Here is a 22,082-nt window from a genome sequence, read left to right on the forward strand (position 1 = left end):
GCAACGACCCTGCGGATGGCCGCTGCTAGACTTCGGCCATGTTCGCAACTTCTTCGCTGACCGGCAGCAAGCCGGAACAATACGCCCAGCTCACCGCCCAGGCCCAGGCACTGGTGCATGGCGAGCCGGATCGGATCGCCAATGCCGCCAACCTGGCCGCACTGATCTTCAACGCGTTGCCGTCGCTCAACTGGGCCGGCTTCTACTTTTACGACGGCCGCGAGCTGGTGGTGGGCCCGTTTCAGGGCTTGCCGGCCTGCGTGCGCATTCCGCTGGACAAGGGTGTGTGCGGCGCGGCCGCCAGCACTCGGCAGAGCCAGCGCATTGCCGACGTGGACGCCTTCCCCGGACATATCGCCTGCGATTCGGCGTCGCGCTCGGAGCTGGTGATTCCGCTGGTCAAGGGCGATGCGCTGATCGGCGTGCTGGATCTGGACAGCCCGGAGCTGGATCGCTTCGATGCCGACGACCAGCGCGGCCTGGAAGCCATTGCGCAAGTCTTTGTCGGCGCGCTGACGTGACCACCGAACGGCTGCGCAATATCGGCCCGAAAAGTGCAGCGTGGCTGCGTCAGGTCGGCCTGCGCACGCAGGAGGATCTGCAGGCGGTGGGGGCGGTGGGCGCGTTCGTCAAAGTGCGCCGCGCCGGCTTCAAGCCCAGCCTCAATCTGCTGTATTCGCTCGAGGGTGCGTTGACTGACTGCCATTGGCAGGAGGTGCCAGAAGCGCGGCGGCATGCCTTGCTGGCCGAGTACGAAGCGGCCAGCGCGTTGCTGCCGGTGCGTGGGCGCGCGGTGGGTGGGCCGGTGGAGACCGTGCACTACGCGCGCGCCGATAACGACGATACGCATGGCGAGATGCCTGAGGCTGCCGATGACGATGCGGCAACAGGCGAGACGCACGACGATTGAGCGTCTGTGCCGGGTTGCAGCAGCTGTGTGCGCGTGGCGATGGTGATGCGATTGGCAGCAGCGTGATTGTTGGTTTTCTCGAGCGATCGATCTTCGATCGATCGCTCGATGGCATCATCAACGCGTCGCTGCATCCCGTAACGTTGGCGCAAGCGATGCACCCAGCGTCTGACCATGGCTAAGGCCGGGTAGCGGCTGGTACTCGGCGGTGAGGCCGGGTAACGACGACAACAGCGTGACGAGATTCCGTGCAGCGTGTGGATCTGCACGCGGCCGCCCGGGGCGATCCGGTGCTGCATCTTGTCCCGGTGGCCTGCCCTCGCCTGCCGTCAGCGTCAGACGACGCTTCGATGGCTGCATGTCTGCAGAAGCTGCTTGTGCCTGATCCACCACGCGCCGCGCCTGCTGGACGATAAACCCATCGCCCCACCACAGCGATGGATCGACCGCGACGTAGTGTTGAAACAGCTGCGGCTGCGTCAACAACACCTGCAGCACGAACAGCCCGCCATACGAATGGCCCCATAGCGTTTGCCGCTGACGATCGACCGACACGCGCGCTTCCACCTGCGGGCGAATGCGTGTGGCGATCAGTTGCGCGAATGCGGCCGCGCCGCCGGTCCTGCGCTGTGGATTCAGCGGATCGGTTTCCACACGGCCATCGGTAAAACGCGCAGGCGTGTAATCCAGACTGCGCCCCACCGCATCGATGCGCAGCGCACTGTCGTCGGCGATGAACACCAGCACCGGTGCAGCGCCGTGCGTGGACAGGCTGTCGAGCAGGCGCTCATCCAGTTCCATCAATGCCGCATTGCCATCCAGCAGATACACCACCGGATATCCCGCAGCGGGCGGCGCTGCCTTGGGTGAGGCAATCCGCACACGGTAACGGCGTTGGCCATCGACCGAGTCCAAACGCAACGCGCTGAAGACATACGAGGCGCTGGGACGCTCGGCAACGGTGCTGCCGAGCGTGCGGGTCAGATCCGGCTGCGCGAACGCCGGCATAGCGCCGGCGATCCACATCAGCGCAGCGGCACACGCAAGCCGCCAACGATGCTGTCGGGTCATCGCACTCTCCTTGTTGCGGCGCGCACGTTCACGCGCAGCGCCGCGTCGCTGTCAGAAGCCGAAACTCAGGCTCGCCCAGTACGCGCGCCCGGGTTCGTTGTAGGTGGCTGCACCCGCCGCGCCGCCGGTGTTGTTGGTGCCTTCGCGGAACAGACGGGTGTCGAACAGATTGTCCACACCGACGCCCACGCTGACCTTGCGGGTGATCCGGTAACGCGCACTGACGCCCCACAGGTCATAGGGGTCGCGCGTGTCGGGGGCGATGGCACCGCCGCTGGTGCTCGATTGCGTGGCCGACTCCTGCTTGCCGTAGAAGGTCCCGGTGAGCAGCAGCGACAAGGCCTGGGTCGGCTGCCAATCCAGCGTGGTGTTGACAGTGTATTCCGGGATCACCGACAGCGGTTGATCGGTGGCGGTGTTCTTGTTCTCGATCATGTAGGTGACGTTGGTATTCCACTTCAGCTCGCGGCCCTGCTCGCCCAGCAGCGGCAGGGTGAGATTGCCCTCCACGCCCTGCACGATCGCTTCCGATGCGTTGGTCCACTGGAACACCTGCCCACGTCTGTCGACGGTGATATTGACCGGCGTCATACCGGCGACGATCTTGTCGTCGTACGCGTTATGGAAGTACGTCAGCGAGGCGTGGTGACCGCTCTGCGGTGCCCACTCGATGCCGATCTCCTTGTTGATGCTGGTCTCCGGATCGAGGTTGTCGTTGCCCTGGATATAGCAGCCCGAGCCGAGATTGGGGAACAGCACCGGGCAGCCATTGCCGCGCGTGTAATACAGATAATTGGCGTTGGACTGGTACAGGTTTGGCGCCTTGAACGCGCGCGCGATGCCGCCTTTGAGCAGCCAGTCTTCGGTGAGTTTGTATTGCACGTTGAGGCTGGGGCTGAGGTTGTTGCCGAACTGGCTGTGGTGATCCAGCCGCAGGCCCGGCGTGAGCGTCAGCCGCTCGGTGGCGTAGATGTTGTCTTCCAGATACACCGCGCTGAGCGTGGCCTCGCTGCGTGGACTGCGTGCGCCTGCGGCAAGGCCGGGGAAGCCACCGCCGGCGGTGACGGCCTGCGACATCGAATAGGCATCGCTGAGGCGGCTCTGGCGGCGCTCGAAGCCCAGCGTGAGCACCTGTTCGGCCCAGGCCTGCAACGGCATGTTGAATTCGCCATCGATGTTGAGGTTATCGAGCGTGGCGGTGGAGTTGAGCAGGCCGGCGGCGATGGAGCCTTCCGGCCCGCCGGCCAGGCCTTCGTTGAGGCGGGTGTTGTCGGTGCCTTCATAGGCAGCGGTGAGGCGCGAGGTGCCCAGCGCCCAGGTGCCGCGATGGGTCAGCGATGCGGTGCGGCGGATCATGGTATTGGTTTCGCTGCCGAACAAGGCGCTGAGATCCGCGCCGGCCAGGCCGTCGGCACTGACCGCACGGTCGCCCGCGTACAGATTGCCCTGGCGGCTGAAGCCGGCATCGAGTTCGATCACCTGGCCGTCCATCGGGTCCCAACGCAGCAGGCCGTTGATGTCCTTGTTGCGCACGCCCTCGCGCCCGGCTGGTGGCACTGCGGCAGCGTTGCTGGCGAAGCGGCGATTGAGATCCAGCGAATCCGGATCGGTTTTGTTGAGGTTGCCGTAGAGACGGAACGAGAACGTGTCGGACAGCGGGCCGCTGAGCTGGAAGCCGGCACGCTGACCGCCGCCTTCGGCACTGTGCTGCGGCACAAGACCGAACACCGTCATCGAGCCGGTCAGATCGCCGGTCGGCTTCTTGGTGATGATGTTGACCACGCCACCGGAGGCACCTGAGCCATAGCGTGCCGCGGCCGGGCCGCGCAGCACTTCGATGCGCTCCACCGCTTCGGCCGGCACCCAGTTGGTGTCGCCACGCGTATTGCGCTCGCCGCTGCGGCCCATACGCACCGCATCGCGCGATCCCACCGGCTTGCCATCGACCAGAATCAGCGTGTTTTCCGGACCCATACCGCGCAGATCGATCTGGCGGTTGTTGCCGTACTGGCCAGAGGCACTGTTGCCGGTGAGATTGACGCCCGGCATGGTGCGCAGCAGCTGCGAGAGATCGTTGACCGGCGGGCGCCGCTCGATGTCTTCGGCCGTGATCACCGACGAACCCAACGCTTGCCGGGCGATCTGTGCGGCAGTGACGTGCACGGTGTCCAGCGATTGCGGATCGGCTGCGGCGTCTTCGGCAGATGCGCTGCAAATGCAGCTGCTACAACCGAGGGCAATGGCCAGCACCAGCTGACGGTAGGACAACACGGGACGGCGTGCAGGCACAGACATCCATGACCGGCGTGATGCGGACATTCTCAAACCTCTCGACAGGAGATGGACCTCTGGCGACGGCTTGAGGTGACACGGTGGGAGTGATGCGTGCAACGTGCACTGGGTACGTGCAAGGCGCTACAACGCAGTCAAGATTGTCCGCGCATTCTACACAGATGCGATTCATTCTCAAATGGTCGATCTGCGGTGGCGCTGCTGCGCGCTACTTCAACGCAAGCAGTTCGCGCATGTCATCGACAATGGCAACCGCGCCGGAGGTCTGTACATCGAACCCACGCAAATAGCCGTAGCGCACCATCGCCAACGGCATTGCAGCCGCATTTGCGGCGGCTGCATCGGTGGCCGAATCGCCCACCATCAGGCATTGCTGCGGTGTGAGCTGGAACTGCCTGGCCAGGTGCAGCAGCGGCGCTGGGTCGGGCTTGCGCTGCGGCAATGAATCGCCACCGAGCACCGTGCTGAAATGCGCCGCGATGCCCAGATGCTCCAGCAACGGTGCGACAAAGCGCGACGGCTTGTTGGTGCACAACGCCAGCGTGGCGCCGGCCTCGCGCAGGCCGGCCAACGCCTCGGCAACACCGGGGTACAACTGTGGGTTGTGCAGCAGGCAGGCTGCGTAGTGCCGCATCATCACCGGCATTTCGGTATCGGCATCGTGCGTGCCGCCGGCTTCGCGCAACGCGGTGGCAAGCAGCACGTGCACGCCTTCGCCGATCCAGCTGCGGATCGTCGCCTCGCTGAACTGCTGCAGCCCAAGCTCCTGCAAGGTGGCATTGAGCGCTTCGGCGATATTCGGTGCGCTGTCCACCAGCGTGCCATCCAGGTCGAAAATCACCAGTGGATACGGATACATGCGGACTGCCTTGTGTGGGGAGAGCGAGGCGCAGTGTACGAAGTGCAGGATTCACAGCGTGTCACCGTGGAGCGATGGGGAGTGTGGATGCATCGTCGATGCAGTTATTGATGCCTACAGCACGCCAACGCCGCAGCAGTGCAGGCACCGCGCATCGCACTCACTGCGCCTGAGGCACATCGCCGAACAACTCGCCCTGCACCGCGCCCTCTTCCGCATCGCTGAAACCGCTCAAACCCACACCGACCAGGCGATAGCGCGTGTCGGCGGGCAACTCCACGCGCCGGGTCAGCGCCAATGCAATCTCTGCCAGTGCCTCAAGTGAGGCCGGTGGCTGCTCCGGCGTGTACGAGCGGGTCAGAATGCGAAAATTCGAGGTCTTCAATTTCAGCACCACGGTGCGCCCGATACGCTCGGTGCGCCGCGTGGCGAGCCAGGTTTTTTCGGCCAGGCGCAGGATGTGCGGATCCAGCGCCTCCAGCGCGATATCTTCGCTGAAGGTGTCTTCCGAGGAGACCGACTGCACCTCCTGATCCGGCTCGACCGGACGCTCGTCGATGCCACGCGCGCGGCGATACAGGCTCTGCCCGAAGCTGCCGAAATGCGCCTGCAATTCTTCCAGGGGGCGCAGCCGCAGATCGCTGACGGTGACAATCCCCAACGCTGCCAGCTTGCCATCCATTACCTTGCCCACGCCGGGAATACGATTGACCGGCAGCGGCAGCAGGAACGCATCCACACGACTGGGCGCGATGACGAACTGCCCGTCGGGCTTGCGCCAGTCCGAAGCGATCTTGGCCAGGAATTTGTTCGGCGCGATGCCGGCCGATGCAGTGAGCTGGGTTTCCTCGCGGATCTGGGTGCGGATCAGTTGCGCGATTTCGGTGGCCAGTTGCATGCCGGTCTTGGCTTGCGTGACATCCAGATAGGCCTCGTCCAGCGACAACGGCTCGACCAGATCGGTATGCCGATAGAAGATCTCGCGCACCTGCCGCGACACCGCCTTGTAACGCGCAAAATCCGGCGGCACGAACACCGCATCCGGGCATAGACGCTCGGCACGCATCGCCGGCATGGCCGAACGAATACCGAAGGTACGCGCTTCGTAGGAGGCCGCGCACACCACCGAGCGCGCACCGCGCCACGCCACCACCACCGGCTTGCCGCGCAGCGATGGATCGTCACGTTGCTCCACGGACGCGTAGAACGCATCCATGTCCACGTGCACGATCTTGCGCATCAAGCTGGCATCTCTCCAAGTGCTGAATACACATGATAAATCAGCCGCGTCTCACGCCTTGATCCGGCCTGCACAGACCGCTTGCCGCACCGCGCAACCGGTTGAACACAGCACGCATGCGTACGGATAAAACGTTTGATTGAACCGCGCGCCCTCATGCACGCTTGCCGGCTTCGCCTTATCGCTTCTTGCAGGAAACGTTCGTCATGACTCGTCAAAGTGCGTACTCGCGTGACCAATTGCTGGCCAGCGCGCGTGGGGAATTGTTCGGACCCGACAGTGCCCGCCTGCCCAACGACCCGATGCTGATGTTCGACCGCATCACCGAGATCAACGACACCGGCGGTGCACACGGCAAGGGCGTGATCCGCGCAGAACTCGATGTCCGCCCGGACCTGTGGTTCTTCGGCTGCCACTTCATCGGCGACCCGGTGATGCCCGGCTGCCTGGGCCTGGATGCGATGTGGCAGCTGACCGGCTTCTTCCTCACCTGGATCGGCGCGCCGGGTCGCGGCCGCGCGCTGGGTTGCGGCGAGGTCAAGTTCACCGGCCAGGTGCTGCCGAGCGCCACACTGGTAACGTACGAGATCGATATCAGCCGCGTGATCAACCGCAAGCTGGTGATGGCGCAGACCGATGCGCGCATGCTGGTGGACGGGCGCGAGATCTACACTGCCAAAGACCTGCGCGTAGGCATGTTCACTTCAACGGAGAATTTCTGATGCGCCGTGTCGTCGTCACCGGAATGGGCATCACTTCCTGTCTGGGCAATGATCTGGACACCGTCTCCACTGCACTGCGCGAGAGCCGCTCAGGCATCACCGCATTGCCCGATCACGCCGAAGCCGGCCTGCGCAGCCAGGTCGGCGGCGCGGTAGCGCTGGATCTGGACAGCCTGATCGATCGCAAGCTCAAGCGCTTCATGGGCGATGCCTCGGCGTACGCGTATCTGGCGATGCGCGATGCGATCGCCGATGCCGGGCTGGATGCGGAACAGGTCAGCGCCCTGCGTACCGGCGTGATTGCCGGCTCCGGTGGCGGATCCAGCCAATGGCAGGTAGAAACCGCCGATCTGCTGCGCAACCGTGGCGTGCGCAAGGTGGGCCCATACATGGTGCCGCGCACGATGTGTTCGGCGGTGTCTGCATCGTTGGCCACTGCGTTCAAGATTCGCGGCCTGAGCTACTCGCTGTCTGCCGCGTGTGCGACCTCGGCGCATTGCATTGGCGCGGCTGCGGATCTGATCCGACATGGCGCGCAGGATGTAATGTTCGCCGGCGGCGGCGAAGAATTGCACTGGACCATGAGCGTGATGTTCGATGCGATGGGCGCGTTGTCGACCGGCTTCAACGATCGTCCTGCGGTCGCCTCGCGCCCGTACGATGCGCAGCGCGATGGCTTTGTCATCGGTAGCGGCGGCGGCATGCTGGTGCTGGAAGACTACGACCACGCCATCGCGCGCGGCGCACGCATCCATGCCGAACTGCTCGGTTATGGCGTGACCTCCGATGGCGCGGACATGGTCGCGCCCAGCGGCGAAGGCGCGGTGCGCTGCATGCACATGGCCATGCAAGGCCTAAGCCAGCCGATCGATTACCTCAACACCCACGGCACCTCCACCCCACTGGGCGATGTCACCGAACTGGGCGCGGTGCGCGAGGTGTTCGGCGACAACGTGCCACCACTGTCCTCGACCAAGGCGCTGTCCGGCCATTCGTTGGGCGCGGCCAGCGTGCACGAGGCGATCTACAGCCTGCTGATGCTGCGCGATGGCTTCATGGCCGGCTCGGCGCATATCGACGAGCTCGACCCGCGCGCGGAAGGCTTCCCGATCCTGCGTGAAACGCGTGCCGCAACCTTGAACACGGTGATGTCCAACAGCTTCGGCTTCGGCGGCACCAATGGGGCATTGGTGTTCGGCCGGGTGTGACGATTGATGGCGTGGCGGAAGCCGAACAGGATCGCGTGACCTGTTCGGCATCTGCACGGCACGCATCGGCAGGCAGTCGGCGGCATGCCGGGCCGATACTTGCGCCAGTACGCACGCTCGCGCTGCTCGGCCCAGGCACGGCCGCGCTAATGCGCATCCCAATACGTATCGAGCGAGATCGCCGCGTCTTTGCTAGCCTGCAATTGCACGATGCCAACATCGCGATGGTCGCGCTCGGGTTGGCCCATGGTGCATGGCGAAGATGGAGGTAGCGAAGATGGCTGACACGCGCTCTCCGGTGAGATCGGAATTCGCGGCGCTTGAGCATGCCGACTGGGATAGCTTGTTTCATGGCCCATCGGTGGTTTACCTGCTGGCGCATGCGCGGCGGGAGGCGTTTTACATCGACGTGGCAAGTGGTCTGGGCGCGATCAGCGACACGCGCCGGCGCATCATCTTGCAGCAGGAAGCCAGCTTGCCCAGGGAGCGCGTGATGCCGCTGCTGCTGGTGTGGTTCGAGGCCTGCACCGATCTGGCAGCTGCCAAGGCCCGCGCCACGCAACTTCGCGCATGGCCGCATGCCTGGCGACGGCAGTTGGTGGAGACGCTCAACCCTGCCTGGATCGACCTGGATGCCTATGCCTTGGGATTTCCTGGCGCACTGGCACAGGTGGGCGAACGCCATGCCCAGTGCCGCGACTTGCAGAATCCTGAGGATGTAGAAGGCACCTGAGCGAGCGGGTGCCTGGTCCTGCAGCACGATGGGACGCGCTCGAACTCAAGGACACACGATGTCCGATGCACTGCGTCCGCCAATCTTTTACGCACGCCGATGCACCGCATCCGGATGCGGTGCGCCGCAGCTGACGACGCGTTGGCGACAACGTAGACGCCTGCGATCAGCCCGCCATGCCGTTATGCCGCAACAGCGCATCGATGCTCGGCGCACGCCCACGGAAGGCACGGAAATTGTCGGCCGCACTGCGGCTGCCGCCACGCGACAAGACTTCGTGCCGGAAGCGCGCGCCGGTATCGGCAACCTGATCGGGTGCTTCTTCGAAGGCGGCGTAGGCATCGGCGCTGAGCACTTCGGCCCATTTGTAGCTGTAGTAACCGGCCGCATAACCGCCGGCGAAGATGTGGCTGAACTGATGCGGGAAACGATTCCACGCCGGCGGACGATTGACTGCCACTTCGTCGCGCACACGCTCGATCAGCTGCAATACGCTGTCCTGCAGCGGGTCGAAGCTGCTGTGCAGCTGCATGTCGAACAGCGCAAATTCCAGCTGGCGCACGGTGAACATGCCGCTCTGGAAATTGCGTGCGGCCAACAGCCGATCGAACAGATTGCGTGGCAGCGGCTCGCCGGTGCGCACATGCGCGGTCATCGCCTGCACGCGCTCCCATTCCCAGCAAAAGTTCTCCATGAACTGGCTCGGTAGCTCCACCGCATCCCATTCCACGCCGTTGATGCCGGCCACACCCAACTCGCCGATGCGCGTGAGCAACTGGTGCAGGCCGTGGCCCATTTCATGGAACAGCGTAGTGACTTCGCCATGCCGGAACGTGGCCGGCGTATCGCCACTGCCGCGGCCGAAGTTGCACACCAGATACACCAGCGGTGTCTGCACGCCGTTGGCGGTGTCGCGGCGATTGCGGCAATCGTCCATCCACGCACCGCCGCGCTTGCCTTCGCGTGCGTACAGATCCAGATAGAACTGCCCGACCAGCTCGCCCTGTGCATCTTCCAACCGATAGAAACGCACATCCTCATGCCAGACCGGCGCGCTATCGGGCTTGACGGTGAGCCCATACAGGCTGTGGATGACATCGAACAGGCCGGCCAGCACCTTGGGCTCGGTGAAATACTGCTTCACTTCCTGCTCGGAGAAGCTGTAACGCGCCTGCTTGAGTTTTTCGCTGGCGTAGGCCAGGTCCCAGGCCTGCAGTTCGTCCAGGCCAAGTTCGTCGCGCGCAAAGGCTTCGAGCTCGGCACGGTCGCGTTGCGCATACGGCTTGGCGCGCACCGCCAGATCGCGCAGGAAGCCCATCACTTCGTCCGGGCTTTGCGCCATCTTGGTGGCAACCGAATACTCCGCATAACTGGCAAACCCGAGCAGCTGCGCCAGCTCGGCGCGTAACGCGAGAATCCGCTCGATATTGGCGCTGTTGTCCAGCGCAGCATCGCCGAATTCGGAGGCGCGCTCGGCATTGGCGCGATACAGCCGCGCGCGCAGTTCGCGATTGTCCGCATCGGTTTGCACCGGCAGATAGCACGGCATCTGCAAGGTGAGTTTCCATCCGGGCACGCCGTCTTTTTCGGCAGCAGCGCGTGCGGCGGCGACCACTTCGGCCGGCAGGCCGGACAGCTCGCTTTCGTCTTCACTCACGTACGACCATGCATCGGTGGCATCGAGCACGTTCTGCGAAAACTTGGCGGCCAGCGCTGACAACTCTTCCTGCACTTGCGCAAAGCGCGCCTTGGACGCGTCATCCAGCTCGGCACCGCCGAGGCGGAAATCGCGCAGCGCGTTTTCCAGCACCTTGCGACGTGCCGCGTCGTAGTGCGCCGCTTCCGGTGATTCCGCGAGCGCCTTGTATTGCGCGTACAACGCCAGGTTCTGCGCCAGCGCGCTGCCGAAGCGGCTTAACTTGGGCAGATTGCTGTTGTAGGCCTCGCGCAGTTCCGGCGTGTTGACCACCGCCTGCAGATGGCCCACCTGCCCCCACGCGCGCCACAGCCGCTCGGTGGCATCGTCCAGCGGCACCACGAAGCTGTCCCAGCTGACCGGGCTGACCTGCTCGGCCGCTTTCACCGCAGCCTCGGCCTCGGCCAGCAGGCGATCGATTGCCGGGCCTACGTGTTCGGGACGGATCGCATCGAAGGACGGCAGTCCGGACAGGTCGAGCAGCGGGTTGGTCATGGAGCGCTCCGGCGGTGGACTGGATGACGGGTGACTGGATCAAGAATCAACAAGAGTGGCTAGCAAAACGTCGCGAGGCGCAGCGGTGTTGATGGCAGCTCCAAGGATATGGCGGTCATTCCAGCGCCGCACAAGGCAACGTGGGCAAGTCGCCGCCGTTGACTGCGATAGCAATGGCCGCATCGCTGTCGGTGACGTCGATGGTGTGCGCCACGTACCAAGCCGGGTCGTAATAGCTGTGCGCGTAACGCTCGCCGGCATCGCACAGGATGGTGACGATGGAGCCGGTGCGGCCTGCCTCGCGCATGCGCTGGGCGGCCTGCAGCACACCGACGAAATTGGTGCCGGTGGAGCCGCCGACGCGGCGGCCGAGCGTGGCGCTGACGTGGCGCATCGCCGCCAGGCTCAAGGCATCGGGCACCTTGATCATCATGTCCACGCAGCTGGCGATGAAGCTCGATTCCACCCGCGGGCGGCCGATGCCCTCGATGCGCGAGCCGCCGGTGATGGCCAGCTCCTTGGGGCACTGCCCGTCCACCGCGCAGCAATAGCCGTCGAAGAACACCGACACCTCCGGGTCCACGCACAGGATGCGGGTGGCGTGGCGCCGGTAGCGCACATAGCGGCCCAGCGTGGCACTGGTGCCGCCGGTGCCGGGGCTGCACACGATCCACTCGGGGATCGGGTGCGGTTCGTCGGCCAGCTGCTTGAAGATCGACTCGGCGATGTTGTTGTTGGCGCGCCAGTCGGTGGCGCGCTCGGCGTAGGTGAACTGGTCCATGAAGTGCCCGCCGGTCTCGCGGGCGAGCTGGTGCGAGGCGCTGTCCAGATCGCAGGCGCGCTCGACCAGATGGCAGCGGCCGCCCTGGAATTGAATTGCAGCGATCTTTTCGGGCGAGGTCGAGGCCGGCATCACCGCGATGAAGGGCACACCCAGCAAACGTGCGAAATACGCTTCGGAAATCGCAGTCGAGCCACTGGAGGCCTCGATCACCGGCCGCCCCGCACGCAGCCAGCCGTTGGTCAGCGCGTACAGAAACAGCGAGCGCGCCAGCCGATGCTTGAGGCTGCCGGTGGGGTGGCTGGACTCGTCCTTGAAATACAGGTCGATGCCCGGATAGCCCGGCAGGTCCATCGGAATCAGGTGGGTGTCGGCCGAACGGTTGAAATCGGCTTCGATCTTCTGGATGGCGGCGGCCACCCACTGGCGCTGCGACATGGCAGGACTGTGCGGCGAAGGAAGCCCCAATTCTACCGCTGCCAGGCACGCGGCCACGGCCGGCGGGTCATCGGGCGGACAGCTGGGAGCCGATGCTATGCTCATCGCCCCTGTTCGCCTGCCCTGACCGCCTGTGCTGCGTTGCCTGCTCCGCCTGCTGCTGTGCCTGTGCCTGGTTGCCAATACGGCCACCGGCGCGTGGGCGTCGGTGGGTATGGCGATGCCGGCGATGGAATTGGGTGCGATGGCACCGGCTGCGTCAGCTGCGCAGGCTTCTATGCCGGCCGCAATGCCATGCCATGCCGACATACAGCCGACTGCCGCCGTGCCTACCCACGACAACGCCAAGCATGCGCACGCAGCCGATTGCTGCAAGCTGGGCAGCTGCGACTGCCTGCAGCATTGCAGCCTCGCCTTGCTGACCCTGCCTGCGGTGCCCGCGGGCCTGCTCGGTCACCCGGCGTTGCCGGCCAACCTGGCCGAAGGACGCAGCAGCCCGGTGCCCGAGCAACCGGTTCGACCTCCCATCGCCTGAGCGCTGACGGCTTTTGCCGTCATCGGGCCCGCGTGCTTACTGCGCGGGGTTTCTAAGCGATGCGATGCGTCCGCCTTCATCGGTGGGCCGCAGCGGAGATGTCATGTCTTTCAATCCCAATTCTTTCGATCCACCCTCCAACGGCGGCCTGAGCCGGCGCCGCTTCGTGCAGGGCATCGCCCTGGGCGGTGTTGTCGCAAGCACCGGCGTGTGGAGCAGCGATGCGCGTGCGTCCAACCCGGTGAACACGCCGGTCCTGCGTGGCAGCAGCCAATCGCTGCAGATCGGCCGCATGCCGGTCAACCTCACCGGGCGCGCGCGCTCCGCCATCACCGTCAACCAGAGCCTGCCCGCGCCTACGCTTCGCTGGCGCGAGGGCGACACCGTGAGCGTGCGCGTACGCAACGCGCTGGCCGACCAGCCTACCTCGGTGCATTGGCACGGCCTGTTGCTGCCGGCCAACATGGATGGCGTGCCAGGCATGAGCTTTGACGGCATCGCGCCGGGCCAGGAGTATCACTACCGCTTCGCGCTGCGCCAGTCCGGCACCTACTGGTACCACAGCCATTCGATGTTTCAGGAGCAGGCCGGGCTGTATGGCGCGATCGTCATCGACCCGCTGACACCGCCGCCGTATCGGCACGATCGCGAGCATGTGGTGCTGCTCTCGGACTGGACCGATCTGGAGCCGGCCGCGCTGTTCCGCCGGCTCAAACAGATGCCCAGCCACGACAATTACGCACAGCGCACCGTGGGCGATTTCCTGCGCGATGCGCGCGAAGATGGTGTGCGCGCAACACTGGCCGATCGCGGCATGTGGGGGCGCATGCGCATGACCCCGACCGACCTGTCCGACGTCAACGCCAACACCTACACCTACCTGCTCAATGGCGTCGCGCCGGCCGGCAACTGGACCGGGGTGTTCACCCCCGGCGAAAAAGTGCTGCTGCGTTTCATCAACGGCTCGTCGATGACCTATTTCGACATCCGCATTCCCGGCCTGCGTATGACCGTGGTGGCCGCCGATGGCCAGTACGTGCACCCGGTGAGCGTGGACGAGCTGCGCATTGCTGCTGCAGAAACCTTCGACGTGATTGTCGAACCCATCGGCCAGGACGCATTTACGTTGTTCGCGCAGGACATGGGTCGCACCGGATTTGCCTGCGGCACGCTGGCGGTGCGGCATGGCTTGCAGGCGCCGATTCCTGCATTGGATCCGCGCGCGATCCTGACCATGCAGGATATGGGCCATGGCGATGGCATGGCGCATGCAGATCACGCCATGCACGGCGGTGATGCGATGCAGGGCGATCCACACGCAGCGCACGCGATGGCAATGCCGATGCCGGCAACACACATGCATGGGCATGCGAACCAGACTGCGCAGAACAAAGCACCGCACCACCCCGCCAGCGAAGACGGCAACCCCTTGATCGACATGCGCAGCAATGCCACTGCGCCGCGCCTGGACGACCCCGGCGTTGGCCTGCGCAACAACGGCCGCCGCGTGCTGTGCTACGCCGACCTGCACAGCGTGTTCGACGATCCGGATGGGCGCGAGCCCGGGCGCGAGATCGAGCTGCATCTCACCGGGCATATGGAAAAATTCGCCTGGTCATTCGACGGCATCGCCTTTGCATCGGCAGAACCCTTGCGGCTGCAGTACGGCGAGCGGCTACGCATCGTGCTGGTCAACGACACCATGATGCAGCACCCCATCCACCTGCACGGCATGTGGAGCGACCTGGAAGATGCCGACGGCAATTTCCAGGTACGCAAGCACACCATCGACATGCCGCCTGGCACCCGCCGCACATACCGCGTGCGTGCCGATGCGCTGGGCCGCTGGGCCTACCATTGCCATCTGCTCTACCACATGGAAGCGGGCATGATGCGCGAAGTGCGGGTGGAAGCATGAGCGCGCTTCGTACGCAAGACGTGGTGCTGCTCGCACTGCTACTGAGCGCATCGGCTACTGCACAGGAGCATGTGCCTGAGGCGATGGATTCATCCGCGCATGCCGATGGCACGCATGCAATGCAGATGGCCAACCAAGCGACGCTGGCCCAGCCGCAGTCATCCACCGCGACAGAGGCATCGCCGCCATCTGCGCAGGAGACCGCAGATGCGATGCAGATGGATCATGCGCATATGCAGCACGCGCAGCACTCAAGCGATGCATCGCCACCGGAAGACGCTACTGACAGCATGCCAGCACAGCAACCTGTGCCAGCTGACGTTCCGGCATCGCATGCATCGATGCAACACGCAGGAATGCAGCATGCCGACGCGCAGCATGCCGCACACGAGACATCTCCGATTCCACAGATGGACCATACCCACATGTCGCACACAGACATGGACCATGGGGCAGTGAATCACGTGTCGATGCAGCACGGATCGATGCAGCACGAGTCCATGGATCACACGAAGATGGATCACGATCTGCATACCAAAGCCGTCACGCAAACGTCTGCATCACCCAATAACGCCGCACTACCACGCGAGCCGATTCCCCAACTCACAACCGAAGACATCGTTTCAGCCTTCGCACCCTTAAAAAGCCACGCAATGCACGCGGCAGGCATCAATCATTACGTGTTGCTCGATCGGCTGGAAGCCTTCGACACCGACCGCGGCAGTGGTCAGGACTGGGAAGCACGCGCCTGGATCGGCGGCGATATCGACCGGCTCTGGCTGCGCAGCGAAGGCGAGAGGCATGACGGGCGCACGCAGGACGCATCGTTGGAGGCGTTCTATGGCCATGCCATCTCGCCATGGTGGGACCTGCTGGTCGGCGCACGTCAGGACATCGGCGCGGGCGCGCATCGCAGCTGGGCCGCCTTCGGCGTGCAGGGACTGGCGCCCTACAAATTCGAAACCGAAGCCACGCTCTACATCGGCAGCGGCGGCAGCGCGGCACTGCGACTGGAAGGCGAGTACGACGTACTGCTGACCAACCGGCTGATCCTGCAACCGCGCGTGGAAGCCAGCATCGCGCTGACCGACGATGACCGGCGCGACATCGACAGCGGATTGGAACAGGCCGAGTTCGGCCTACGGCTGCGCTACGAAATCACCCGCCGCTTCGCGCCGTACATCGGCTGGGTACACAGCCGTAGCTTCGGCGATACCGCCCGAGGCGCCACGATCGAAGACGAACCGGCGCGCGACAGCCGGTTCGTTGCCGGCGTGCGCATCTGGTTCTGAGACGGCAGCTGTGCGTGCATGGACCTGATCGTTCGGGTCCATGCAACACCCTCTAAGAGGGCAAGGAAGTCTGCTTACAGCGATCACCTAAAGAACAGCCGCGATGAGCGAAAGAAGCATAACGGCCAGATCACCGATTTCTCGCAATGCAGACATACCGACAACCATTGCCTCGCTACTATCGGCGTCCAACGCAGCCAGACCTGCTCCCCCATTCCATCGAGGAGACCGCAATGCCTTTGACCGACCTGCAACACGTTCCCGGCGCCAGCGCCGCGCCTGCCGACACCAGCGGCTTCGTGTTCAACCACACCATGCTGCGCGTCAAGGATGCCCAGCGTTCGCTGGATTTCTACACGCGCGTGCTGGGCTTCCGCCTGCTCGATGCACGCGATTTTGCCGATGCAAAGTTCAGCCTGTACTTTCTGGCCTTACTGCCTGAAAACACTTCAATCCCCGACGACGATGCAGAGCGTCGCCTGTGGATGGCCGGCATCCCCGGCGTACTGGAACTCACCCACAACCACGGCACCGAAACCCAGGACGGCCCGGTCTACCACGACGGCAACAGCGAGCCGCGCGGCTTCGGCCATATCTGCATCTCGGTGCCCGACATCCACGCAGCCTGCGCGCGTTTCGACGCTCTCAATGTGCCATACCAGAAACGCCTAGAAGACGGCCGCATGAAGCACCTGGCCTTCATCAAGGACCCGGACGGCTATTGGGTGGAGATTATCTCCAATACGCCGCTGGCCTAAGCACGCGGGCCACCCGGCAACTCTGACGTTTCAGCAGATGGGTAAGGCAACAACGGGGATGCGGACGTGAAAACGCCTCCCGTCCCCTGCCCGGAGGCTCTACGCCCAGCAGGAAGCCGGCACCGCCAGGTGCGGCGTGACGACTGGACACATCGCCGGGCTGGAGTAGACTTTCGCCGCCCTCCGCAATGGATGCACATTGATGCTCGCCAGGAAGATCCCACTGATCCTTGCGTTAGCGCTGCTCGCCGCCTGCAAACCGGAGCCACCGGATGCCGCGGCTTCGAAGACGCCAACCCCCACGGCCAGTACTGCCACTAAACCTTCAGACAAGGACGCTTCTCCCATGCAGGATGCAACCCAGGGTTCAACCCAACAGATCCAGCCGCCCCGTCCGGACAGCGTGCTGTATTTCATCAGCAACGTGGACGGCGACGGCGCGACGTCTTACGAGGTCGCCAATGGCAGCTGGATCAATTACTGGTATGGCTTCCAGTTCGAACTCGGTGGTACGCGTTATTACACCGGCTTTGCCTGGGAAACGCCCGAGCTCTATGGCGCCGAGCGTGAGAATCACTCTGCCGCGCCGGGTACCAAGGTGACCTTGGCCCACGCCACCTTTGTGACCAGCGAACCGGGGAGTAAATCGCCCTGGAAGCTTCTTGGCGCAGAGCCGTACATCGGCGAATTCGGCGGAATGGAACAAGGCAACACCGTCGACACGACGCGCAAGGCAGAGAACGTTGTCACTGACGACGGCCGGCTGGTCCTGGCCGTGCCCACGTGGAGCCTGCAGTCGGGCGTACGGATCCTTTCCTACGATGCATTCGTGTTCAACCCGAAGGAAACCGATGACGTCAACGACAAGCATTGGACCTATATCGGCAATATCCCGGCGGGGCAGGACAACAGTGCAAATTGTGGCGAGGATGCGCCCGGGAAGATTGCCTGCGTCAAGAACAGCAGCACGCTTGCGTTCGTTAAGCAGCCCGGCCTGCCCGCGCTGCGGGTGAGCGTTTCTGCAGACCCGCCGACCAGCGGGGGTGACGAAACGCTTGAATACCGCTACGATGCGGCCCAGAAATCGTATTTGCCGACCCCTTAATACAGGACCAAAGGAATTGGTTCGGGCGGCGTACCGCTGCAGCCGCGTGGCTGCAGCACTCAATCAAGGACCTTGAGCGATGCCGACGAATTACTCACGAGCCCAAGTGCTCGACATCATCGAACGTGAAGCGACCGAGCGGAATATTCCGCGTGACGACTTCCTGCGTTTTGCCCACGTAGAGACTGGCGGTGCCTTCGACGAGTTGGCCAGCCGCGGAGCCGGTGGCGCGAAGGGGCTCTTTCAGTTCACTCCCCCGACTGCCGCGCAATACGGCATCGCTGGGCGCGAGTTGGACGCTGTGGTCAACACCGACGCAGCCGCGCGGTTGTATCTGGATAACAGGACGAGTCTGGTTGACCGGCACGAACGCGATGGCCGGCCTTACCTCTCGGGCAAACCTGCGCCGGACGGCCTGGACATGTACTTGGCCCATCAGCAGGGCGCCGGTGGCTACCGCTCTCTTCAGACTGCGATCGCCACGGGATCTTTTGGTCTGGAAAGCACACGCGCCAACATCATCAACAATGTCGGCGAGAAAGAGCTGAAGTCACTGACGGGTGTCGATTCGGCGACGTTCCGCAGTATGTCCGACAAGGATATGGCGCAGACGTTCGTGCAGTACTGGGATACGAAGATGGACCGTATCCGTATCCCTGAAAAAGGCATCGAGCCCATTTCGGCCACGCAGCAGACACCGTCGTCGCAGGCTGCGCCATCGCAGTCCGCGCCTGCCCAGCCGGAGAAGGCTACAGCGCAGGGCATCGCGCTCCACGCCGCCTATGACCTCACCAACAAATACGACCACGTCAAGTACGGCCTGGGCGCGAAAGATCCGGACAAAGGCAAGGTCGATTGCTCTGGCTGGGTGGTCGAGATGCAGAACGCGACCATGGATGAGATCAACAAGGGCGCCGGCAAGGCTGTCTTCACCAAGGACGAAAAGTTCAGCCCTGGTTTCGACAGTGCATCCGAACTGCTGCGCAAGGCCGAGCAGCGCTCTGGTGTGCTGATCCAAGGCAAAGACGTCACTGCCCAGACCCTCAAAGAGGGCATGATCATTGGTGAGGACAATGGTCCCCAGAGCTGGGACAAGGGGCGCTACAAGGGCATCGACCACATCACCATGGTGGTGCGCGACCCCAAGGATGGCGAACTCAAGATCAGCCAATCGCGTGGTGGCGAGGGTGTCGAACTCAGCTCGTTGGATTCTTACCTTGAGCGCAAGCACGCCAAGGGGGTCAAGCTTTACGCCAGCGACCCGCTGTCTGAGGCACGCGACCTGCTGCAGGACCGCAGCCAGGACAAGCAGCAGTCCCACGCAGCCACAGAGCACACACCCAGCCAGGCACGCGCCGCCGCTGATGCGCCGGGTGTCCTGCGCGAAAATGCACGTGGCACCGAAGTTCATGCCTTGCAGCAGACGTTGCAACAGCTGGGCTACAAGGACGCTGGCGGCAATGAACTCAAGGCCGACGGCGCATATGGCCAACGGACGAGTGACGCGGTCAAGGCATTCCAGCGTGCACACGGGCTGCAGGACGATGGCGTGGTTGGCCGCGACACGCTCACTGCACTGAAGCAGGCAGAAAAAACGCCGCTGCTTTCGGAGAAAACCAACCCCGACCACCCGCTGTTCAACCAGGCCGTCAGCAAGCTGGAACAGCTGGGTCCGAACGCATTCGCCAACCGGCAGCAGCTGGTGAACGCTGCCGGCCACATGACCTTCGAAGCAAAGGTCAGCGGCCTGCAGCGCATCGACATGGTGGCGCAAAGCAAGGATGGCAACGGGTTGTTTGCCGTACAGGGTCAGCCACATGACCCGGCACACCAGCGGATCTACACGGACAAGGCGGTAGCTGCAGAACGTCCGTTGGAGCAAAGCAGCAATGCTGTGCGACAGGAAGCGCCGCAGCCGCAGGTTCAAGATCAGCACGAGCAGCAACGCAACCAGCCGCGCAGCGTAGTTTGATAGATCTGCAATCCAGAACAGAAGGGGCACTGATCGATAGATCAGTGTCCCTTCTGTTCTTAGGGATGTATTTACCGTGATTTTTTGTCAGATCACATCAGGCGCTGGATATCCGACGTCGAACGATCTGACAATTCAATTGGATGCCGCAACAGCTTCCCTGTCGGGGAACCACTGCGGCAAACGCTCGGCTAATTTCGCCGCACACTCGTCGCTATAGGCTTGCGCAGTGGCTTTGACCAATGCGTAATCGTTGGCTTCCCATTCCTCGATCGACGCAGTGCGAGGAGTGGGCTGGCAACCCAAGCTATACGGACTGGCTTTGCGCTTCAGGAACCCGCTTGACTCACCACCGATGCTGACTTGGTAGCGTAGTTCGTACGGGGATTTATCGTCGCTCAGGCTCTGGTAGACCAGCCGCCATTCGGACATGAGCACCTGCAATGGAAACGGATCAATCGGCATTGCGCCGGGCTTTGCGGTGAAATAGCGCTTCAACTGCGCGTTGATTGCCTCGCGCTGTATCGCGTACCCAGGGTTGCCGATATTTTCTATCGACTCACCCTTCAACTGGCGTTTGTCAAAGGTGAATCCACCAACCCTGCCGAAGATCGCAGCAGCCATCACATTTCCAACAACCTGCCCAGCGATGACCGCGCCGGTATGACTACGACGGATCACGTGCAACATCTCATCACCGGCCGGCTGACCATTGGAGCTGACGACCATGCGCGCCTGTAATGGCAGCAGCAGGGCCCAGTCCGCAGAAAGCGATAGCGCAGCCGCTGCATCCCCACCGGCGATGGTCGCAGGCAGATCTTCTGCCACCACCACTACCGTCCCTGCCTCAGCAGCAACCGCATAGGCGGTTGCGGTTGAAAAATCCCCGCCCGCAAATGCAGGGACGACCGCGATGGCTTCGGCACCACGCGTGGCCGTACAGAACGCGCTCGAAGCACGCATCTGCACTTCATGAAATTCGATGCCGTTGATCTGATGTACGACCGCATCCTGGCCGTACTGCGCCACCAGTTTGGTAACGATGGCCTCCTGCTCGACCGGCTGCTGGCCGCAGACCTTGGCCGCGGCGATGCGCGACCAGGCGAACTGCAGCGCAGGATCCCACCCCATCGCGTCTTCGCCCACAAACCCGTGGTCGTAGTGGTAGGCATAGATGGCCGGGTCGATTTCTTGCAAGGTCATCCCGCCCACACCCGCATAACCGGGCGGAACATCGCCAGCCATCGCAATGCCGCTCAGTGCCGAGATCGCCACCGCAATCAATGCTTTCATAGATTCCTTCCACTGGAAATGGCGTCGCATTGCGTGTCCCCCACGCAATGCGACAAGACACTGTCAGACCGCGCGGACAGCGGCCAATAGCACAGTGCTCGGTCCATCAGACAACGATCCGCAGTCGGCTTGAACGCTCAGTTGCGAACATAGTGTGGGCGCATCACGCGCACTTGGCAGTCGGGGCGGTCCCCACATCTGTAGGGACCGCCCCGGAAGTGGCGGTTATCTATGCATGCAACAGTCCGCCAGTACTGCGCTGCCACTCGCGCGGCGGGCGCAGTGCGGCAAGCGTGTGGACCAACTCGCGATAGCTGTGGGCCAATTGCGCGAACAGGCTGGCATCGCTGCAACGCGTGTCGGCCACATCGGAATAGGCGCCGCGCCCCAGGTCGATGAAGTAGTCCACGCTGAGCCGGCGACGTTGCGCCACGCCAGGAAACAGCCCGGCAATCAGCAAACAGCCATCGCCCACATCGCGCAACAGATCGGCACGCAGACTGCCCATCTGTTCCTGCGCATGCAACCACGCCAATGCCTGCGTGCGCGAAAGCAGATGCGCATCGCGCTGGAAACGCAGCAACACGAACACCAGATAATGCTCGCGCGATTCGTCCAGCGGCCGCGCGATGCGCTGCCCTGCCTCACGTACCAACGCCTGCCACAACTCGGCCGGCGCGCCCTGTTTGAAAGACTCGTGCATACGTCCTCCTGCGTGGTGGGACCCTCGCCAAGACAGAAGCATATTCCGGGCCAAACGGTTG

At 63.5% G+C, this 22,082-nt stretch carries 19 protein-coding genes; 11 read left to right on the forward strand and 8 right to left on the reverse strand.

Translation table 11 applies throughout. The features are described 5' to 3' along the window. The first annotated feature begins 38 nt into the window (after positions 1-38). On the forward strand, positions 39-521 hold the full coding sequence (locus FFY45_RS19035; RefSeq protein ID WP_006450459.1) for a free L-methionine (R)-S-oxide reductase MsrC: 483 nt from the start codon (positions 39-41) through the stop codon (positions 519-521). Further along, the gene (locus FFY45_RS19040; RefSeq protein ID WP_176341622.1) at positions 518-910 is read left to right on the forward strand and encodes a TfoX/Sxy family DNA transformation protein; all 393 of its coding nucleotides are present in this window, start codon (positions 518-520) and stop codon (positions 908-910) included. Before FFY45_RS19035 ends, FFY45_RS19040 begins: the two co-directional genes overlap by 4 nt. 117 nt (positions 911-1,027) lie before the next feature. On the opposite strand, the gene FFY45_RS19045 is transcribed toward FFY45_RS19040, so the two are convergent. The 4 genes from FFY45_RS19045 to dinB all read right to left on the reverse strand — a co-directional run bounded on the left by FFY45_RS19045 (position 1,028) and on the right by dinB (position 6,372). Beyond that, positions 1,028-1,936 carry an alpha/beta hydrolase gene (locus FFY45_RS19045; RefSeq protein ID WP_176341666.1) on the reverse strand — a complete coding sequence of 303 codons (909 nt, stop codon included), beginning with the start codon at positions 1,934-1,936 and terminating at the stop codon, positions 1,028-1,030. Positions 1,937-2,032: 96 nt separating this feature from the next. Further along, positions 2,033-4,276: a TonB-dependent siderophore receptor gene (locus FFY45_RS19050; RefSeq protein ID WP_176341623.1), complete on the reverse strand. Its 2,244-nt coding sequence runs from the start codon at positions 4,274-4,276 to the stop codon at positions 2,033-2,035. A gap of 205 nt (positions 4,277-4,481) precedes the next feature. Beyond that, a complete protein-coding gene (locus FFY45_RS19055; protein ID WP_176341624.1) occupies positions 4,482-5,132 on the reverse strand; it encodes a phosphoglycolate phosphatase in 651 nt (216 codons plus the stop codon). Positions 5,133-5,292: 160 nt separating this feature from the next. Beyond that, positions 5,293-6,372: a DNA polymerase IV gene (dinB, locus tag FFY45_RS19060; protein WP_176341625.1), complete on the reverse strand. Its 1,080-nt coding sequence runs from the start codon at positions 6,370-6,372 to the stop codon at positions 5,293-5,295. A gap of 206 nt (positions 6,373-6,578) precedes the next feature. Here dinB and fabA point away from each other — a divergent pair, with 206 nt between their 5' ends. The 3 genes from fabA (at position 6,579) to FFY45_RS19075 (ending at position 9,035) form a co-directional block, all read left to right on the forward strand. Next, the gene (gene fabA / locus FFY45_RS19065) at positions 6,579-7,094 is read left to right on the forward strand and encodes a 3-hydroxyacyl-[acyl-carrier-protein] dehydratase FabA (RefSeq protein ID WP_176341626.1); all 516 of its coding nucleotides are present in this window, start codon (positions 6,579-6,581) and stop codon (positions 7,092-7,094) included. After that, positions 7,094-8,302, forward strand: a complete 1,209-nt coding sequence (gene fabB / locus FFY45_RS19070) for a beta-ketoacyl-ACP synthase I (RefSeq protein WP_176341627.1) — start codon at positions 7,094-7,096, stop codon at positions 8,300-8,302. The genes fabA and fabB overlap by 1 nt, the downstream gene beginning before the upstream one ends. Positions 8,303-8,579: 277 nt before the next feature. After that, entirely contained in the window at positions 8,580-9,035 is a 456-nt protein-coding gene (locus FFY45_RS19075) for a GIY-YIG nuclease family protein (protein ID WP_255172074.1), read from the forward strand. 166 nt (positions 9,036-9,201) lie between these two features. Here the strand turns inward: FFY45_RS19075 and FFY45_RS19080 are convergent, their stop codons facing one another. Then, entirely contained in the window at positions 9,202-11,226 is a 2,025-nt protein-coding gene (locus FFY45_RS19080) for a M3 family metallopeptidase (RefSeq protein WP_176341628.1), read from the reverse strand. A 115-nt stretch (positions 11,227-11,341) separates the two neighbouring features. Continuing rightward, positions 11,342-12,445: a PLP-dependent cysteine synthase family protein gene (locus tag FFY45_RS19085; RefSeq protein WP_176341629.1), complete on the reverse strand. Its 1,104-nt coding sequence runs from the start codon at positions 12,443-12,445 to the stop codon at positions 11,342-11,344. Positions 12,446-12,578: 133 nt separating this feature from the next. Between FFY45_RS19085 and FFY45_RS19090 the strand changes: the two genes are divergently transcribed. From FFY45_RS19090 to FFY45_RS19115, 6 genes are all read left to right on the forward strand, one after another. Next, on the forward strand, positions 12,579-12,980 hold the full coding sequence (locus FFY45_RS19090) for a CopL family metal-binding regulatory protein (protein ID WP_176341630.1): 402 nt from the start codon (positions 12,579-12,581) through the stop codon (positions 12,978-12,980). Positions 12,981-13,062: 82 nt separating this feature from the next. Next, positions 13,063-14,898 (forward strand): copper resistance system multicopper oxidase, encoded by a 1,836-nt coding sequence (locus FFY45_RS19095; RefSeq protein ID WP_176341668.1) that lies wholly within the window; start codon positions 13,063-13,065, stop codon positions 14,896-14,898. A gap of 290 nt (positions 14,899-15,188) precedes the next feature. Next, positions 15,189-16,190 (forward strand): copper resistance protein B, encoded by a 1,002-nt coding sequence (locus FFY45_RS19100; protein WP_439333553.1) that lies wholly within the window; start codon positions 15,189-15,191, stop codon positions 16,188-16,190. Positions 16,191-16,423: 233 nt separating this feature from the next. Then, positions 16,424-16,948: a lactoylglutathione lyase gene (gene gloA / locus FFY45_RS19105; protein WP_176341631.1), complete on the forward strand. Its 525-nt coding sequence runs from the start codon at positions 16,424-16,426 to the stop codon at positions 16,946-16,948. A gap of 346 nt (positions 16,949-17,294) precedes the next feature. Further along, positions 17,295-18,053, forward strand: a complete 759-nt coding sequence (locus FFY45_RS19110; protein WP_104550615.1) for a hypothetical protein — start codon at positions 17,295-17,297, stop codon at positions 18,051-18,053. Between the two features lie 106 nt (positions 18,054-18,159). Next, entirely contained in the window at positions 18,160-20,025 is a 1,866-nt protein-coding gene (locus FFY45_RS19115) for an XVIPCD domain-containing protein (protein WP_176341632.1), read from the forward strand. Positions 20,026-20,160: 135 nt separating this feature from the next. Here FFY45_RS19115 and FFY45_RS19120 read toward each other — a convergent pair whose 3' ends face one another. Next, positions 20,161-21,318: a hypothetical protein gene (locus tag FFY45_RS19120; protein ID WP_176341633.1), complete on the reverse strand. Its 1,158-nt coding sequence runs from the start codon at positions 21,316-21,318 to the stop codon at positions 20,161-20,163. Between the two features lie 229 nt (positions 21,319-21,547). Then, the gene (locus tag FFY45_RS19125) at positions 21,548-22,021 is read right to left on the reverse strand and encodes a hypothetical protein (protein ID WP_176341634.1); all 474 of its coding nucleotides are present in this window, start codon (positions 22,019-22,021) and stop codon (positions 21,548-21,550) included. Between the last annotated feature and the right edge of the window lie 61 nt (positions 22,022-22,082).

Source organism: Xanthomonas hortorum (assembly GCF_011305375.1).
Classification (GTDB): Bacteria; Pseudomonadota; Gammaproteobacteria; order Xanthomonadales; family Xanthomonadaceae; genus Xanthomonas; species Xanthomonas hortorum_E.

Bases quoted from the DNA above. Each gene is read 5' to 3' on its own strand.
- FFY45_RS19035 (WP_006450459.1), top strand. From the start codon at position 39: ATGTTCGCAACTTCTTCGCTGACCGGCAGCAAGCCGGAACAATACGCC.
- FFY45_RS19045 (WP_176341666.1), bottom strand. From the start codon at position 1,936: ATGTGGATCGCCGGCGCTATGCCGGCGTTCGCGCAGCCGGATCTGACC.
- FFY45_RS19050 (WP_176341623.1), bottom strand. From the start codon at position 4,276: ATGTCTGTGCCTGCACGCCGTCCCGTGTTGTCCTACCGTCAGCTGGTG.
- FFY45_RS19055 (WP_176341624.1), bottom strand. From the start codon at position 5,132: ATGTATCCGTATCCACTGGTGATTTTCGACCTGGATGGCACGCTGGTG.
- dinB (WP_176341625.1), bottom strand. From the start codon at position 6,372: ATGCGCAAGATCGTGCACGTGGACATGGATGCGTTCTACGCGTCCGTG.
- fabA (WP_176341626.1), top strand. From the start codon at position 6,579: ATGACTCGTCAAAGTGCGTACTCGCGTGACCAATTGCTGGCCAGCGCG.
- fabB (WP_176341627.1), top strand. From the start codon at position 7,094: ATGCGCCGTGTCGTCGTCACCGGAATGGGCATCACTTCCTGTCTGGGC.
- FFY45_RS19075 (WP_255172074.1), top strand. From the start codon at position 8,580: ATGGCTGACACGCGCTCTCCGGTGAGATCGGAATTCGCGGCGCTTGAG.
- FFY45_RS19080 (WP_176341628.1), bottom strand. From the start codon at position 11,226: ATGACCAACCCGCTGCTCGACCTGTCCGGACTGCCGTCCTTCGATGCG.
- FFY45_RS19085 (WP_176341629.1), bottom strand. From the start codon at position 12,445: ATGTCGCAGCGCCAGTGGGTGGCCGCCGCCATCCAGAAGATCGAAGCC.
- FFY45_RS19100 (WP_439333553.1), top strand. From the start codon at position 15,189: ATGCCAGCACAGCAACCTGTGCCAGCTGACGTTCCGGCATCGCATGCA.
- gloA (WP_176341631.1), top strand. From the start codon at position 16,424: ATGCCTTTGACCGACCTGCAACACGTTCCCGGCGCCAGCGCCGCGCCT.
- FFY45_RS19110 (WP_104550615.1), top strand. From the start codon at position 17,295: ATGCAGGATGCAACCCAGGGTTCAACCCAACAGATCCAGCCGCCCCGT.
- FFY45_RS19120 (WP_176341633.1), bottom strand. From the start codon at position 21,318: ATGAAAGCATTGATTGCGGTGGCGATCTCGGCACTGAGCGGCATTGCG.
- FFY45_RS19125 (WP_176341634.1), bottom strand. From the start codon at position 22,021: ATGCACGAGTCTTTCAAACAGGGCGCGCCGGCCGAGTTGTGGCAGGCG.